Raw genomic sequence first — 14844 nt, forward strand, 5'->3', positions numbered from 1 at the left:
GGCGGATGGCCCCGCCGTTTGCGCGCGTGCTCAGCTCTCGGCGACAGTAGCCGCGTGGTTTGTGGAGTGTGTGAGGTAGATCGCCGCGTTCTTCAGCAGGCGTTCCTTTTCTTCTTCGGTCAGTTCACGACGCACCTTGGCCGGCACGCCGGCAACGAGTGAACCCGGTGGCACGATGGTTCCCTCCAGCACCACCGCGCCCCCGGCGACCAGGCTTCCGGCGCCGATGACCGCGCCGGAGAGAATCACCGACCCCATGCCAATGAGGGAGCCGTCTTCGATCGTGCAGCCGTGAACGACGGCGTTGTGCCCGACAGAGACGTCGTTGCCGATGACCGCGGGCTTTGCCACGTCGACATGAACCGAGACGTTGTCTTGCAGGTTGCTGCGCTCACCCACCGTAATCGAGGCGCTGTCGCCGCGAAGCACCGCGTTGAACCACACGCTCGCATTGGCTGCGAGGCGCACATCGCCCACGATGCGCGCACCCGCGGCGACGAACGCGTTGTCTGCAATCGAGGGAGCAATGCCCGAGACGGGAAGAACGGAAGCATCAGGTGAGATCGTCATGCCATCGACTCTAGGGGCATCGAAACTCGCCGCGCGCCTCTTGCTGGCCAGGCTCAGATTGCGCCACCATTCAGTCACCCCTACGAAATGGAGACCCGATGGTTCCGGAGATTAACTACTGGGCGGTGATTGTCGCGACGCTCTCGACGATGGTCGTCGGCACGATCTGGTACACGCCGAAAGTATTCGGCAACCGCTGGATGAAACTCGCAAAGGTGACTCCCGGTTCCGGCTCCAGCGCCGTGGCCCCGATTCTCGTGACCCTGGTCGTCAGCTTCATCTCCGCCTGGGTGTTGGCGGGCGCCACCACAATCGCGTTCCACTTTTATGGCGGCAGCTACCTGGTCGCCGCACTCGTGACCGGCATTTTGCTGTGGGCGGGCTTTACCGCCGCTCGCTTCATTACGCACGATGCGTTTGAGGGCCGCCCCAGCGCCCTGACCGTCATGAACATTTCACACGAACTGGTGACCGTCGTAGTGATGGCGCTCATCATCGGCGTCTGGCCGCCCGCAATCGAGTCGATCGAGATTGTGGTTAGCCTCGCCTAAATTTGCTATTCCATCAGGCAGTTAGCCCAGCCTCAGCTTGCTTGCGCCACGGAATGGAACGAGTAACTTAGGTGTTGTACCGAAGAACCACACGAGGAGGACCTTATGACCACGTCGAAGACCATTGCCACCACCGCTAGCGACCCGACCGTTGCCGCAGGCTCGGCGCAGTTCCTCACCCCGCTGGTTCACGGCCTTCAGGCGCTCGTGCTCAACGGCAAGCAGGCTCATTGGCACGTGCGCGGCGCGAACTTCGTCGGCGTTCACGAGCTGCTGGATGACATCGTGGCCCACGCCATGGATTGGGCAGACACGGCTGCTGAACGCATCGTCGCTCTCGGCCTTCCCGTTGACGCGCGCGCTAGCGTCGTTGCCGCCGAGGCTGGAGAGACGGCCGTTCCGGCTGCATTCGCAAACTCCGACGATATGATCCGTGCCGTCGTCGCCGACATCGACAAGATTCTTGCGCAGACGCAGGAGGCCATTGACGGCCTCGACGAGGTTGACCTCACCAGCCAAGACGTCGCGATCGAAATCCGCCGCGGCCTTGAGAAGGACCGCTGGTTCTTGACCGCTCACATCGCGGCATAAGCTCTTCGCGTATGAAGCCGGTCACCCTCTCGGGTGGCCGGCTTCGCGCGTTGCGGCTGCGCTAGCCCAGGTGGGTGAATCGCCCACCGAGCAGCGTTGCGTTGACCGCCATGTGCCGCAGTTGCGTGCCCGTGGCGGCGTATGGATCGTCGCCACAGAAGACGAGGTCGGCGGCGGCACCGATCTCCATCAGCGGCTCGTGCTGTGAGCCGGCAATCGACGCCGCCAGTGCGGTCGCAACATCGAGCCGTTCATGCCCCAGCCACGCCTCACGCTCATCGTCCGTGCGCTCAACCGCGTTGGCAATGGCAAGCCACGGATCCAGCGGCGCAACGGGAGAGTCGGAACCAAAGAGCAGGTTCGCGCCCGCATCGTGCAGCGAGCGCAACGGATATGCCGCGCCCGGCTGGTGAGCCCACTCCCGATCGGCAAGGTCACGGTCATCGACTGCGTGCGTTGGTTGCACACTGGCGGCAACGCCTGCGCGAGCGAATCGTGGCAGGTCAACCCGCGAGACCAACTGCGCATGCTCGATCGAGCCCCACGCCCCGGTCGCGGCAAACGCATCGAGCGCGTGGGAGTTCGCCACATCACCGATCGCGTGAATGGCGCAGGCAAACCCGGCACCGGTCGCCGTCGTCATGAGATCGACCAGCTCATCCGGATCGATCGCGAGCATGCCGGATGAGCGGTCAGGGTATGGGTGCGAACACGCCGCCGTTCGGGTGCCGAGTGAGCCATCAGAAATCGCCTTCAGCGCCCCCACCGTGATGAGTCCCCGCTCATCGACGACATCGCCCGTCGCAACCCCTTCGGCGATGGCGCGAACGAGGTCGTGTGGGTACACCCCAAACTGCACGCGAACAGCATCAAAACCGTCGGCAGCGCGACGAGCCCACGGTACGAGGTTCCAGCCGAAGTCGTAATCGATCAGCCCGACAATGCCCCGCGCTGCCGCGCGGTCGGCAACCTCCGAAACGGCGGCGTCAAGCAACTCGACGTCGAGGTCACCGAGTCTGCGGCCAACCTCGAAGGCAATGTCTTCTTGCACTATGCCCGTGGGAGAAGCCGGAATGCCCTCACGCGTGAAGGCAGCAGTGTTCATCCACACGCTGTGCAGGTCCATATTGATGAGATACGTCGGAACCGCGCCCGCGGCTTCATCGAGCATGGCAAGGCTCGGAGCATCGGACCAGAGCGCATCGCGCATGCGAACCCCGACGCGCCTGCCGTCTGCGCCCGGCGCCACCGCGCTCAGCCGGTGGGCGGCTTCGCGTGCGGAGGTCGCGCCATACACGTCGGTGCGTAGCGCGCTGAGCGCGGTCGGTGTGGAGTGGATGTGGTGATCCCACAGACCGGGCATGACCCACGAGCCCTCGGCATCCCACACCGGCCCGTCATGGCGCAACGCCCCGACGGGCGAGAAGTCGGCAATTTTTCCGCCTCGGATCACGATGTCGCAGACATCGTCAAACGGAACATATTGCCGCGTTGGGCCAGAAATGCGCGCGTTGCGCACGGCAACGGGCAGCGTGCCGAGCGCGATCATGCCCGCGCTCCCCGCAACGCCTCGTGAGCTCGCTGCATTTCTGCCGCGAGTGCAGCGTTGGCGTATGCGCCGTCGCCGTTCAGCTCGGCGATAATCGCGTCGACCACATCATCCGGTTTGTTCTGGCTGAGCTTACGTTTCGCAACGAGCCTGCTCGGCGTGAGCCGAAACCCCATGGTTCCGCGTTCCAGCCGCGAGATATAAGCCTCATCATTCGGCGCCTGCCACATCAGGCGGGGATCAGGCTCCGCGCTTTCGAAATGGGTGACGAGCTTGTCGAGCACCACGAGGTTTTCTTCTGGTGTCAAGATTTCTGGAACGCCTGTGAGATGAAGGGCGACGTAGTTCCAGGTGGGAACCGCGGCGACATCGCCATACCAGCGGGGCGTGATGTAGCCGTGGGGTCCTTGGAAGATGAGGGTGAGCTCGCGCTCACCGAGGCCGTGCAGCAGATCGTCGGGCTTGCCGACGTGACCAACAACCGTGAGGTCGTCACGCTCGTCATCCAGTAGCACGGCGTAGTGGGATGCCACGATGCCGTCGTCCGTCGCGCTCACCAGCGTCGCCCACGGATTGCGTGCGATGAGTCGTCGCAACTCCGCGACATCGGTCATCGCAAAGCTCGGGTTTTGACGCATTATTCTCCTCAGGCTTGGCAGCGCGGGCACCAATAGAGCTTGCGTGCCTGCATCTCTTCCAACACGATCTCGGTGCCACACTCGCGACAGGGTAGTCCTGCGCGGTGGTAGACCCAGTGGCGATCATCGCGGTGGGCCATCGCTCGACGATACGCCTCAGGGTCGAGATCGTCCATCGTCATCATCTGTCCGGTCTCGACGCCGGTGCTGAGGAGCTGCACCCAGTCACGCCACATCGCCCGCAGCGTGTCCTCTCGGACGTCTTTACCGGGGGTATGCGGATTCAGCGCCGCGCGAAACAACATCTCGGCGCGATAGACATTGCCGATACCGCTCACGATGCTCTGATCCATCAGCAACTGACCGATCGCGACGTTTCGCCGCTTCACGCCCGCGACAAAGCGCTCTTCACCGACGGTGGTGTCGCCAACGAGCGGATCGGGGCCAAGTTTGGCGATGACCGCGGCCACCTCCTCTGGCGTTTGAACTTCGCACGCGGTGGGGCCGCGGAGGTCGGCGCAAACGTCATCGGTCAGCAGACGCAACCGCACGGTTCCAACAATCGGCGGCGGCCACTGCAATGACTCGTCGCCCAACCCCTTCGTCTGCTCGCTCATGCGCACATTGACGCGGGTATTGCGGGGAGCGCCAATCGATGCGAGCGAGTTCTCCCCCGCATCATCAAAAATGCTCGCTTCCACGTCGGTGCCACGCTGATTGGTCTGCCCCATGCGCCCGTTTGCTGAAGCAATCGTCGCGTCCATCAAGATCTCGCCCGCGAAGTCCCACGCACCGTACAGACCCAGATGAACGCGCAGCCACGTCTGGTCGTCAAACTCGACAAACATCTGTTTGCCGACGGCCTTCGCCTCGCGCACCGTCAGGCCATCGAGAATCGCCGCCCCCTCGTGAAAGCGACCCTGCGGGCTCGACGCGGTGACCGTCTTGCCGACGAAGTTTCTCTCAATCTGCCGCGCAATGCGGTGAACGGAGTGGCCCTCAGGCATTACGCGCGCGGATCGGGAAGGAGCGAGCCGTCGCGCTCGAAGTCTGCGATTTGCCGAATACGGCGAACGTGACGCTCATCGCCCGAGAACGGCGTCTCGATGAACCGTTCGATAAACGAAACCACCTCTTCGAAGCTGTGCTGACGCGCGCCGATCGAAATCACATTCGCGTCGTTGTGCTCGCGTGCAAGCTCAGCCGTCGACAGGTTCCACACCAGCGCCGCACGAATGCCTGCCACCTTGTTGGCGGCGATCTGCTCGCCATTGCCGGAACCACCAAAGACGACGCCGAGAGCCTCGACGCCGGCGTGCTGGTCGGCGATCACGCCCTGCGCTGCACGAATGCAAAACGCCGGGTAGTCGTCAACGGCGTCGTACTCGATAGGCCCGTGGTCGATGACATCGTGACCGATGCCTCGCAGGTGCTCCTGCAACTGGGTAGAAAAGTCGAGGCCAGCGTGGTCGGTGGCGATGTGAATGCGCATCCAACAAGTCTATTCACAGCTCACGGCAAGCCAACCCGATCGGCTCGTCTTTCACGCCGAATCGCGCGCCTGGCGTAGGCTATCTTGTTGGCGCCGATGCCAGCAGCATCGGAGCTGCGAGCCGACATGACTCGTATTCCCCCATCATCCACTACACGGGAGTCATTCAGTGCCTGGAGAGAACCTCACACGGACCGAAGCACAGGAGCGTCGCGCGGTCGTCGATACGCAGTCGTACGACGTCACCCTCGACCTCACGACGGGAGCCGAGGTCTTTCGCTCCACGAGCGTTGTGCGCTTCACCGCCACCGAAGGCGCCTCGACCTTTATCGACCTGATCGCCCGCGATGTTCTTGAGATCACTCTGAACGGTGTCGCAATCGACCCCGCTACGGCCTTCGCCGAGTCGCGCATCGCGCTTCACGGTCTGGCGGCCGAAAACGAACTCCGTGTCGTCGCCGACTGCCTCTACACCAACACGGGTGAGGGCCTTCACCGCTTCGTCGACCCCGTCGACAACGAGGTGTACCTCTATTCGCAGTTTGAGGTTCCAGACTCCCGCCGAGTCTTCGCTGTCTTCGAGCAGCCCGACCTCAAGGCGACGTTCGCGTTCACGATCACCGCCCCCGCCGCGTGGAAGGTCATCTCCAACTCACCGACCCCAGAGCCCGTTGCCGCCGGTGATGGCGTTGCAACGTGGGCGTTTGAACCCACGCCGAAGATGTCGTCGTACATCACCGCGCTAATTGCCGGCCCGTACGAGTCCACACACTCCGAGCTCACCAACGCCGATGGCCGGGTCATCCCGCTCGGCGTCTTTGCCCGCAAGTCGCTGTGGCAGCACATGGACTACGACTACATCTTCGACAAGACGCGTGAGGGCTTCGCGTACTTCGAGGAGAAGTTCGACTACCCGTACCCGTTCGCCAAGTACGACCAGCTGTTTGTTCCGGAATTCAACGCCGGCGCCATGGAGAACATCGGCGCGGTCACGTTTACGGAGGCCTATGTCTTCCGCTCCAAGGTGACCGACGCCATCAAGGAGCGCCGCGTCGTCACGATTCTGCACGAGCTCGCACACATGTGGTTCGGCGACCTCGTCACGATGAAGTGGTGGAACGACCTCTGGCTCAACGAGTCGTTCGCCGAGTGGGCATCGACCATCGCGACGGCTGAGGCTACCGAGTGGACCGAAGCGTGGACCACGTTCAACGCGATGGAAAAGACCTGGGCCTACCGCCAAGACCAACTGCCCTCCACGCACCCCATCGTCGCCGAGATCAACGACCTCGAAGACGTGCAGGTCAACTTCGACGGCATCACCTACGCCAAGGGTGGTTCGGTGCTCAAGCAGCTCGCTGCCTGGGTAGGAATTGAAGAGTTCTTCGCCGGTGTGGCCGCGTACTTCAAGAAGCACGCCTACTCGAACACCGAGGTCACCGACCTGCTCACGGAGCTGGAGGCTACCAGCGGGCGCGAACTCACCACGTGGGCCAAGAAGTGGCTCGACACGGCAGGCGTGAACACCCTCACCCCGCTGATCGAGACCAACACCACCGGAACCATCACGCGCTTCGCGATTACGCAGACAGCTCCCGCTGACTACCCGACGATCCGCCCACACCGCCTCGGTGTCGGCTTCTACGACCTCACGGCGGACGGCCTCGAGCGCGTGCACTACGCCGAGCTTGATGTCGATGGTGACCGTACCGAGGTCGAAGAGCTCAAGGGCCTCGCGCAGCCTGACCTGGTACTGCTGAACGATCACGACCTCGCCTACGCGAAGATTCGTCTCGACGAGCGTTCGTTGAAGACCGCCATTGACCACCTCGGCGAGATTCGCGACCCGCTGGCACGTTCACTCGTGTGGGGAGCGGCCTGGGACATGACGCGCGACGCCGAGTCGGCCGCGAGCGACTACATCGATCTCGTGCTCAAGAACATCGGAAGCGAAACCGAGTCGACCACGATCCGCACCACGCTGCAGCAGCTGTTGCTCACCGCGAACAACTATGTCGCTCCGGCAGACCGCGAGGCCACTCGCGCCCGCGTCGGTGACGGCCTGTTCGCGTTGGCCGAGGCGGCAGAGGCTGGTTCTGACAACCAGCTGCAGTTTGTGCAGGCCACGGCTTCGGCTGCGGCAACGCCGGAACAGGTTGCTCGCGTGGCGCAGATTCGCTCGGGTGAGATCGCATTCGAGGGCCTGGAGATCGACACCGACCTGTCGTGGGCGCTGCTGGTCGCACTGGCCTCCGGCGGCGCCGTCGACGCGGCCGCCATTGATGACGCTCTCGCCGCCGACAACACCGCGAAGGGTGGCGAGTTTGCAGCGCAGGCGAAGGCTGCTCTGCCCGGCCACGAGGCCAAGCAGATCGCTTGGGACTCGCTGGTTGCCAACGCCGACCTGCCCAACACCATCGTGCGCTCCGCCGCGCTGGGCTTTAACAACCCGTCCACGCGTGAAGACCTCACGGCCTTCATTCCGGCGTACTTCGACAGCCTGGCGCCGATTTGGGAGTCGCGTACGTACCAGATCGCCAACTACCTGGTGACGGGCCTGTACCCGTCGTCGCTGGCAAACGCAGAGCTTCGTGCCGCGACCCAGGAGTGGCTGAAGGCCAATGGTTCCGCAGCCCCGGCCCTTCGCCGACTGGTGCAGGAAAACCTCGCTGGCGTTGAGCGTGCTCTCGCCGTGCAAGACCGCGACGCCGAGTAGGCGTGATTCGTGCGGAGGGGCTGGCCATGCGGCTGGCCCCTCCGTCGTTTTGTGACGCGGCCTTCCCAGCCAGTTTTGTGACGCGGTCTTGTCGGCCAGATTCATGACGCGGCCTTCCAGCCAGTTTTGTGACGCGGCCTTCCCGGCCAGTTTCATGACGCGGCCTTCCAGGCCAGCCATAGCGGCGCTCGATACACTGGGGTCATGATTCGGTACCTTGCAGACGCCGCGACCGAACCGACCGATTTTTGGGGCAAGGTGGCCGCGTGGTTCATTCAGGCCGGCGCCGACTTGATCACCATCGCGATCATCATCGTGTCGTCTGTTCTGGCCTCATGGCTGCTGAAGTTCGCGATTCGTCGGGTGGTTCGCCGGGTCGTCTCCGGCGCGAAGTCTAAGGCCAACGTTGATGACACCCAGGCGCTTGACCGCTCCCCCGTCGTCGCGATGCGCGTCGTGCAACGCACCCGCACCCTCGGCACCATTCTCAACGGCATCGTCAGCGTCACCATCTTCGTTGTCGCGCTGGTGCTCATTGTGCAGACCATCAACCCCGACATTCTTGGCTCGCTAACGCTGCTCACGGCAGCCGTCGGTGCCGGCCTTGGTTTTGGCGCGCAGAACATTGTTCGCGACATCTTGAACGGCATCTTCATCGTGGCCGGCGACCAGTTGGGTATTGGTGATGTCGTTGACGTTGGGCTGGCCACCGGCGTCGTGGAGAACGTCAGCGTGCGCGTCACCCACGTTCGCGATGTCAACGGAACGCTGTGGTACGTGCGCAACGGCGAAATTCTTCGCATCGGCAATATGTCGATGGGGTGGGCACGCGTTGTTGTTGATCTGTCGGCGACCGTCGACGCTGACCTCGAAGCCGTCGAGAGCCGCATGCTCGACGTCGCTACCGACCTGATGAAAGATCCCAAGTGGCGCTCGCGCATTCTCGAACGCCCGGAAACCTGGGGCTTGGAGTCCATTGCTGACGACGCGCAGGTGATCCGTCTGGTGATCCGCACTCGCTCCGGCGCCCGCGACGACGTTGCGCAGGAGCTGTTGCGCCGGTTGAAGGCCGCCATGGCCGATATGGATGTGACGATGCCCAGCCTCACGTCGGTGTTGCTTCAGGGTGCGGATGGCGCTCAGCGGGTGCGTGGCGCGAACCCGCCTCGCACCCGCCCGACCCCCGTCACACCGGCCCATGCGCCGCGCCCAACGTGGCGCGCGCGAAAGAAGGCCAAAGCAACCGAGGCGCCGCAAACCCCCATCACCAAGCCCAACCCGATGGCCACTGACAAGCCTGAAAAGCCGCAGAAGCCGAAGCCCGCCTCGCCCGAGGCCGAGCGCCATGACCCCTCCGAGGACGGAACCGCGTGACCGACGACACCACCACCAGCTTTTTCGATCAGGTAGGCGGGCACGATACCTTTCAGCGTCTCATCGAAGCGTTCTACCGCGGTGTCGCAGAAGACGAGGTGCTGCGGCCGATGTATCCAGAAGAAGACCTCGGGCCGGCTGCTGACCGCCTGCGGCTGTTTCTGGAACAGTACTGGGGCGGGCCCTCAACCTACGGCGAGACGCGAGGGCACCCGCGTCTGCGCATGCGGCACATCCCGTTTCACGTAAACCCCGATGCCCGTGACCGGTGGCTGAGCCACATGCGTACCGCGATGGACGAGGTCCAGCTGTCGCCCCTGCATGACGCGACGATGTGGGACTACTTCACGCGCGCCGCACACGCCATGGTGAATACGTTCGAGCAGACTCCCACAACGAACATCGGCCCCTCGGCGGGAAGCCGAGAGGCCGGATCGCTCGGCGGGCTCGTCCCGAAGGACTAGCCCGCCCGCAGGGTTACGAGCCGAGAACTTCGTCGCGCGCCGCGACGAAGGCGGCAACGCAACGATCAATCTCATCGTCGGTGTGAGCGGCTGACAGCTGCACCCGGATGCGCGCAGCACCACGCGGAACCACGGGGAAGCTGAAGGCGGTCACATAGACGCCGCGCTGTTGCAGTGCCGCCGCGATCTTCGCGGTCACGACCGCATCACCAAACATCACCGGAACAATGGCGTGCTCCCCCGGCAGCAGGTCAAAGCCAGCCTCGCTCATCGCAGAGCGGAACCGCTCGGCGTTGTGCACCAGCGTCTCACGCAATTCGCCCGATTCGGCCAGCAGGTCCAGCGCCGTCATGGTTCCGGCGACAATCGCCGGCGCCAGCGTGTTGGAGAACAGGTACGGGCGCGCCTTCTGGCGCAGCAGATCAACAATCTCCTGGCGGGCCGAAACGTACCCGCCCGATGCGCCGCCGAGAGCCTTGCCGAAGGTTCCGGTGGTGATGTCAACACGGCCCTCAACACCGCAATATTCCGGCGTGCCGCGGCCATTGGTTCCGACAAATCCAACGGCATGCGAGTCGTCGACAAACACCAGCGCACCGTACTTGTCGGCCAGATCGCAAATCTCGGCGAGCGGGGCGATGTAGCCGTCCATCGAGAAAACACCATCGGTGACGATCACGATGCGTCGGGCGGTCGATGCCTGCTGCAGCTGCGCCTCAAGGTCAGCCATATCGCGGTTCTTGTAGCGCAGGCGTTGCGCCTTGGAGAGTCGAATGCCGTCGATGATCGACGCGTGGTTCAGCTCATCGGAGATGATGGCGTCTTCGGCGCCGAACAGCGACTCGAACACGCCGCCGTTGGCGTCAAAGCACGAGGAGAACAGGATCGTGTCGTCGTAGCCCAAGAACCCGCTGAGCTTCTTTTCCAGGTCGACGTGCTGCTGCTGCGTGCCGCAAATGAAGCGCACGCTGGCGAGACCGTAGCCCCATTCATCAAGCCCGGTGTGCGCCGCCGCGACAATGCGCGGATCGTTGGCAAGACCGAGGTAGTTGTTGGCGCAGAAGTTGAGAATGGCGGAACCATCGACATCGACGATTGCGCCCTGCGGGCCCTGAATTTCGCGCTCGCGCTTGGTGAGGCCGGCGGCCTCAATGTCGTCCAGTTCGGCGCGGAACTGATCGCGGATCGTGGTGTACATGTTCTAGAGCTCCGTCCAATCGAGAATGACCTTGCCGACGCCGCCCGAGGCTGCCGCGTCAAAGCCCGCCTGCCACTGGGAAGCGGGGAATTGTTCCGTGATGATGGAGGCGATGCGCTCGCGCAGCACGTCGCTGGTCTGCAGCATGGCACTCATCGAGTTCCAGGTTTCAAACATTTCGCGACCGTAGATGCCCTGCAACGTGAGCATGTGGGTGACCACCTTGCCCCAGTCAATCGGGAACGGGCTCGACGGCAGCCCCAGCATCGAAATGCGGCCGCCGTGGTTCATGTTGTCGATCATCTCCTGCAGCGCGGCGGGCGACCCAGACATCTCAAACCCGACGTCGAACCCTTCGCGCATGCCAAGGGTCTGCTGCGTGGCCTTCACGCGGTCTGTGGCCACGTTGACGGCGGCGTCGGCCCCCATGGCGAGTGCCATTTCGAGGCGTGCGGGTGAAATATCGGTGGCGGTGATGAAGCGGGCACCCACGTGGCGCGCAACCGCGATCGACATCAGTCCGATCGGCCCGCAACCGGTGACGAGAACATCCTCACCCACCACGCTGAACTTGAGCGCCGTGTGCACCGCGTTGCCCAGCGGGTCAAAGATGGCCGCGATGTTGGGGTCAATGTCGGTGCGGTGAACCCACACGTTCTTGCCCGGGATCACGACATATTCGGCGAAGGCGCCGTCTCGGTGCAGGCCAACGCCCTTCGTGCGAATGCACATGTGCGCGCGTCCTGCGCGGCAGTTGCGACACATGCCACACACGATGTGCCCCTCGCCGGAGACAAGATCGCCGACGGCAATATCGTGCACGAGCGGGCCAACTTCGACCACCTCGCCAGCGAATTCGTGCCCCGCCGTGAGGGGTGCCACGATGTTTTCTGCCGCCCAGTCATCCCACTTCAGGATGTGCAGGTCGGTTCCGCAGATTCCGGTGCGCAGCACCCGAATCTTGACGTCAGCCGGACCAACCACGGGTTCTGGGATATCGAGCAGTTCGAAACCGGCGCCGGGCGCGGTTTTGCGAAGGGCCTTCATTGCCACCTCTTTGTGAGAGTTAAACGGGGGTTCAGGTGTCAAGCGAATTGTGTGTCGCGCACCACCGTCAATCCTATTGCCGTCATTGCATTGAAGATCAAAACCCGGCGCGATACCGTCAATCAACCGCGCAATGCAGCGCGAGATAGGCAACGGGAGGCGCAGTGCCTGACGCACGTACCCATCAGACCGACGTTTTGATCATCGGCTGGGGGCTGGCGGGGCTCGTCGCCGCCCGTGAAGCCCTCCTGCAGCGGCGCCGGGTCACCATCATCGATCAAGAGCCGCTGACGAACCTTGGCGGGCAGGCGTGGTGGTCATTCGGCGGGCTATTCTTCATCGACTCCCCCGAACAACGACGCATGGGAATCAAAGACAGCCTGGAACTAGCCCGACAAGACTGGATGGGAACGGCAGGGTTTGACCGCGCCGAAGACCGGTGGCCGCGTGCGTGGGCTGAGGCGTATCTCCAGTTTGCCGCCGGCGAAAAGCGCTCGTGGTTGCGCTCCCTGGGCGTCGGGTTCTTTCCGGTCATCGGTTGGGCGGAGCGCGGCGGCTACGGCGCACTGGGCCCCGGCAACTCGGTTCCGCGATTTCACATCACGTGGGGCACAGGCCCCGGCATCGTGGCGCCGTTTGACGCCGCCATTCAGTCCGGCGAAGACGACGGCCTGGTGACAATCTTGCCGCGCCACAAGGTCACGGAGCTCGTTGTCACCAACGGCGCCGTAACCGGTGCTCGCGGTGATATTTTGTTGGACTCGGATGCCGAGCGCGGTGTTGCCACCAACCGCGATGTCGTTGGGCAGTTCGAAATCGCGGCCGGAGCGACAGTCGTGGCCTCCGGCGGCATCGGCGGCAATCATGATCTAGTGCGCCAGCACTGGCCGGCGAGCCTGGGCACCGCTCCGCAACACATGATCACCGGTGTACCCGCGTATGTCGATGGTTCCATGAACGCGGTCTCGGCGGCCGCCGGCGCGAACCACATCAATGCCGACCGCATGTGGCACTACGTCGAGGGCATCCAAAACTGGAAGCCGGTCTGGCCATCGCACGGCATACGCATTCTGCCTGGCCCCTCCTCGCTGTGGCTTGATGCCACCGGAAAGCGACTGCCGACTCCGCTCTACCCGGGCTTCGACACCCTCGGAACCCTCGCACATTTGCGAACGACGGGCCACGATCACAGCTGGTTTGTGCTGTCGCAGGCGATTCTCGAAAAGGAGTTCGCGCTTTCCGGCTCGGAGCAGAACCCTGACCTCACCGGCAAAGACGTCGGGCTGCTGCTGAAGTCTCGCCTAGCGAAGGGTGCGACAGGGCCGGTGCAGGCGTTCCTGGACAACGGAGCCGACTTTGTCGTCGAGCCCACGCTGGAGCGACTCGTTGCCGGAATGCAGGCATTGCCAGGCGGTGATGCCCTCAACGCGCAACGAGTCATCGCCGAGGTTGAGGCCCGCGACCGCGAGATGGCGAATGACTTCACCAAAGACTCGCAAATCGCCATGCTGCGCTCGGCGCGCGCCTACCGCGGTGACAAGCTGATCCGAACCGCAAGCCCACATCGGCTGCAAGACCCGGCAGCCGGACCGATGATCGCCGTTAAATTGCACGTGCTGACCCCAAAGTCGCTCGGTGGCATCGAAACCGATCTCAACGGCCAAGCGTTGTCGGCAGACGGCACGCCTATCGCGGGGTTGTTTGCCGCCGGTGAGGCCAGCGGATTTGGCGGCGGTGGCGTGCACGGCTATCGCGCGCTAGAAGGCACCTTCGTGGGCGGATGCCTGTTTTCTGGCCGCCAGGCGGGGCGACAGGCAGCGGCAGACACTCGCTGACAGACGGGTTGTTCCCGGTTCCGTTGCGCGGTGACGCGGTTGTTCCTAGGCGGACGCTGTCTTGCCTAGGCGGACGCTGCCGTGGTTCCGGTCGCGCGCACGGGCGTAAGCCCCATGCGCGCCGGCCCCCGGCTGAGCACGTGCCCGCGCGTCATGCTGAAGCGCGTCCACCGTTCGTTACGGAAAACGGCGATCGTGTCGTCGTCGCGCAAGAATCCCAGCGCGTCAGCAGTAAAGGCGACGCCCTTCGGCGCGTCAAACAGCGCGTCGCTCATCGGACCCCACACCGCCGCGCGCACCTTGCGCACCACGTCTTCGCCGGAGTCGGCGGGAACCAGGTCTGCGACATCGGCGATGCCCTCGGTGGCAAGGGTGCGCATCACGCGCGGTGAAACCTCGCCAACATACTCCCACCCGCTCGGGGGCGGCGCGATACCCGCCCACGGCAACGACAGCGCCGTCTCGGGAAGCGCTACCTGGGTGTCGCTCTGACCGGGGCCAAGGCCTTCGGGGGCGACCACGAAGTCGCACTCCAACTCCGGGTCAACCGCCATCACACGCATGCCGAGGACGGTCGGTGTTGCGTCGAGCAAACCTTGCGATGACAGCGTCGCGGTTTGCACCGTCATGACCCCGTTGCGGGCGGCGAGACGAACGCCCTCCGCGCCAACGCGGGCGGCGCGGCCGGCGAACGTCAAGAGGTCCTTCGCCGAGGCGGCATCGACGAATGAGAGATGTTGAGCCACCCCTCTAAACTAGCAAGACGGCCTCACCCCAAGGGCGAGACCGGTCAAGAAGGAGACGCGTGACGAACAACAA

Annotated in this window: 14 protein-coding genes; 6 read left to right on the plus strand and 8 right to left on the minus strand. The window is 63.8% G+C overall.

From position 1 onward, the window contains the following. Positions 1-30: 30 nt before the first annotated feature. Positions 31-570, minus strand: a complete 540-nt coding sequence (locus tag FVP60_RS01570) for a gamma carbonic anhydrase family protein (protein ID WP_147824516.1) — start codon at positions 568-570, stop codon at positions 31-33. A gap of 98 nt (positions 571-668) precedes the next feature. Between FVP60_RS01570 and FVP60_RS01575 the strand changes: the two genes are divergently transcribed. Then, the gene (locus FVP60_RS01575) at positions 669-1121 is read left to right on the plus strand and encodes a DUF1761 domain-containing protein (protein WP_147824517.1); all 453 of its coding nucleotides are present in this window, start codon (positions 669-671) and stop codon (positions 1119-1121) included. A gap of 105 nt (positions 1122-1226) precedes the next feature. Further along, positions 1227-1712: a Dps family protein gene (locus tag FVP60_RS01580; RefSeq protein ID WP_147824518.1), complete on the plus strand. Its 486-nt coding sequence runs from the start codon at positions 1227-1229 to the stop codon at positions 1710-1712. A gap of 61 nt (positions 1713-1773) precedes the next feature. On the opposite strand, the gene FVP60_RS01585 is transcribed toward FVP60_RS01580, so the two are convergent. Genes FVP60_RS01585 through FVP60_RS01600 form a run of 4 tightly spaced genes read right to left on the minus strand, consistent with a single transcriptional unit; the run spans position 1774 to position 5391 of the window. Continuing rightward, a complete protein-coding gene (locus FVP60_RS01585; RefSeq protein WP_147824519.1) occupies positions 1774-3261 on the minus strand; it encodes an amidohydrolase in 1488 nt (495 codons plus the stop codon). Beyond that, positions 3258-3899 (minus strand): FMN-binding negative transcriptional regulator, encoded by a 642-nt coding sequence (locus FVP60_RS01590; protein WP_147824520.1) that lies wholly within the window; start codon positions 3897-3899, stop codon positions 3258-3260. The genes FVP60_RS01585 and FVP60_RS01590 overlap by 4 nt, the downstream gene beginning before the upstream one ends. An 8-nt stretch (positions 3900-3907) precedes the next feature. Beyond that, a complete protein-coding gene (locus FVP60_RS01595; protein WP_147824521.1) occupies positions 3908-4906 on the minus strand; it encodes an Fpg/Nei family DNA glycosylase in 999 nt (332 codons plus the stop codon). After that, positions 4906-5391 (minus strand): ribose-5-phosphate isomerase, encoded by a 486-nt coding sequence (locus tag FVP60_RS01600; RefSeq protein WP_147824522.1) that lies wholly within the window; start codon positions 5389-5391, stop codon positions 4906-4908. The genes FVP60_RS01595 and FVP60_RS01600 overlap by 1 nt, the downstream gene beginning before the upstream one ends. Before the next feature lie 169 nt (positions 5392-5560). Between FVP60_RS01600 and pepN the strand changes: the two genes are divergently transcribed. The 3 genes from pepN (at position 5561) to FVP60_RS01615 (ending at position 9945) form a co-directional block, all read left to right on the plus strand. Further along, the gene (gene pepN / locus FVP60_RS01605; protein WP_147824523.1) at positions 5561-8107 is read left to right on the plus strand and encodes an aminopeptidase N; all 2547 of its coding nucleotides are present in this window, start codon (positions 5561-5563) and stop codon (positions 8105-8107) included. 204 nt (positions 8108-8311) lie between these two features. Then, positions 8312-9481 carry a mechanosensitive ion channel family protein gene (locus FVP60_RS01610; RefSeq protein ID WP_147824524.1) on the plus strand — a complete coding sequence of 390 codons (1170 nt, stop codon included), beginning with the start codon at positions 8312-8314 and terminating at the stop codon, positions 9479-9481. Next, positions 9478-9945 carry a globin gene (locus tag FVP60_RS01615; protein WP_147824525.1) on the plus strand — a complete coding sequence of 156 codons (468 nt, stop codon included), beginning with the start codon at positions 9478-9480 and terminating at the stop codon, positions 9943-9945. The genes FVP60_RS01610 and FVP60_RS01615 overlap by 4 nt, the downstream gene beginning before the upstream one ends. Before the next feature lie 13 nt (positions 9946-9958). Here FVP60_RS01615 and FVP60_RS01620 read toward each other — a convergent pair whose 3' ends face one another. Both FVP60_RS01620 and tdh read right to left on the minus strand, forming a co-directional pair. Next, positions 9959-11143: a glycine C-acetyltransferase gene (locus FVP60_RS01620; RefSeq protein ID WP_147824526.1), complete on the minus strand. Its 1185-nt coding sequence runs from the start codon at positions 11141-11143 to the stop codon at positions 9959-9961. 3 nt (positions 11144-11146) lie between these two features. Then, a complete protein-coding gene (gene tdh / locus FVP60_RS01625; protein WP_147824527.1) occupies positions 11147-12190 on the minus strand; it encodes an L-threonine 3-dehydrogenase in 1044 nt (347 codons plus the stop codon). Between the two features lie 164 nt (positions 12191-12354). On the opposite strand from tdh, the gene FVP60_RS01630 reads away from it, so the two are divergent. After that, a complete protein-coding gene (locus FVP60_RS01630; RefSeq protein ID WP_147824528.1) occupies positions 12355-14025 on the plus strand; it encodes an FAD-binding dehydrogenase in 1671 nt (556 codons plus the stop codon). Between the two features lie 65 nt (positions 14026-14090). On the opposite strand, the gene FVP60_RS01635 is transcribed toward FVP60_RS01630, so the two are convergent. Next, positions 14091-14771 (minus strand): DUF8185 domain-containing protein, encoded by a 681-nt coding sequence (locus tag FVP60_RS01635; protein WP_147824529.1) that lies wholly within the window; start codon positions 14769-14771, stop codon positions 14091-14093. Between the last annotated feature and the right edge of the window lie 73 nt (positions 14772-14844).

This window comes from Microbacterium mitrae (assembly GCF_008017445.1).
In the GTDB taxonomy this organism is placed as follows: Bacteria; Actinomycetota; Actinomycetes; order Actinomycetales; family Microbacteriaceae; genus Microbacterium; species Microbacterium mitrae.

What these genes read in the sequence shown, in the direction of transcription:
- FVP60_RS01570 (WP_147824516.1), bottom strand. Translation starts at nt 570, where the DNA reads ATGACGATCTCACCTGATGCTTCCGTTCTTCCCGTCTCGGGCATTGCT.
- FVP60_RS01575 (WP_147824517.1), top strand. Translation starts at nt 669, where the DNA reads ATGGTTCCGGAGATTAACTACTGGGCGGTGATTGTCGCGACGCTCTCG.
- FVP60_RS01580 (WP_147824518.1), top strand. Translation starts at nt 1,227, where the DNA reads ATGACCACGTCGAAGACCATTGCCACCACCGCTAGCGACCCGACCGTT.
- FVP60_RS01585 (WP_147824519.1), bottom strand. Translation starts at nt 3,261, where the DNA reads ATGATCGCGCTCGGCACGCTGCCCGTTGCCGTGCGCAACGCGCGCATT.
- FVP60_RS01590 (WP_147824520.1), bottom strand. Translation starts at nt 3,899, where the DNA reads ATGCGTCAAAACCCGAGCTTTGCGATGACCGATGTCGCGGAGTTGCGA.
- FVP60_RS01595 (WP_147824521.1), bottom strand. Translation starts at nt 4,906, where the DNA reads ATGCCTGAGGGCCACTCCGTTCACCGCATTGCGCGGCAGATTGAGAGA.
- FVP60_RS01600 (WP_147824522.1), bottom strand. Translation starts at nt 5,391, where the DNA reads ATGCGCATTCACATCGCCACCGACCACGCTGGCCTCGACTTTTCTACC.
- FVP60_RS01610 (WP_147824524.1), top strand. Translation starts at nt 8,312, where the DNA reads ATGATTCGGTACCTTGCAGACGCCGCGACCGAACCGACCGATTTTTGG.
- FVP60_RS01620 (WP_147824526.1), bottom strand. Translation starts at nt 11,143, where the DNA reads ATGTACACCACGATCCGCGATCAGTTCCGCGCCGAACTGGACGACATT.
- tdh (WP_147824527.1), bottom strand. Translation starts at nt 12,190, where the DNA reads ATGAAGGCCCTTCGCAAAACCGCGCCCGGCGCCGGTTTCGAACTGCTC.